Source organism: Bartonella sp. TT110JLCBS, from assembly GCF_042193405.1.
GTDB lineage: Bacteria > Pseudomonadota > Alphaproteobacteria > Rhizobiales > Rhizobiaceae > Bartonella.
Map to the genome: position 1 here is coordinate 1 of NZ_JBHILT010000179.1, position 815 is coordinate 815.

At 38.8% G+C, this 815-nt stretch carries 1 pseudogene; it reads left to right on the top strand.

Annotated features, from left to right (window positions below):
• Nucleotides 1-815, top strand: a pseudogene (locus ACFILW_RS10300) (threonine synthase); the annotation flags it as partial.

The following is an 815-nucleotide window of genomic DNA, read 5'->3' on the forward strand; positions in this document are numbered from 1 at the left end:
GACAAACGACAAGACATCAAAGGACAAATTTTCATTCCTTTGCCATTGAAGGAAGTTTTGATGATTGCCCAGCTATTGTCAAAGCAATGTTTAATGATCATCATTTTCGTAAAAAAAGAGCCCTTTCAGGTGTTAATTCTATAAATTGGGCGCGTATCATGGCGCAAATTGTTTACTATTTTTCATCTGCACTTTCTTTAGGAGCTCCTGATAGAGCTGTTTCATTTACTGTTCCTACTGGAAATTTTGGTGATATTTTTGCAGGTTATGTCGCAGCCCGTATGGGATTACCCATTGCTCAACTGGTCATCGCAACGAATGATAACGACATCCTTGTACGTACATTGACCAGTGGTACTTATGAAACACAACCAATAGTCCATACAACATCACCTTCTATGGATATTCAAGTCTCTTCTAATTTTGAACGTTTGCTCTTTGAAAGTGGCAATCGTGATCCAATGTGGATTCGCAATGCAATGGAAAACTTGAAAAAAACGGGTCTTTTTACTCTTGATGAAAAGCAACTCAAAAATATTCGTTCCCTATTTTCCGCCGGGAAAAGCAACATGGCTACAACAGCTCAAACAATTGATAGTGTCTATAAGGAAAGTGGCTATCTTGTTGATCCACATACAGCGGTCGCTCTTCAAGTAGCGCGTGAAAACAAAAAACCGCATATTCCAATGATCGTTCTTGCCACGGCTCATCCAGCTAAATTTCCTGATACTATTAAAAGCGCTTGTGGACTTCATGCTCCATGGCCATCTCATCTCAATGATGTAATGAAACATGAAGAACATTTTATAAATCTT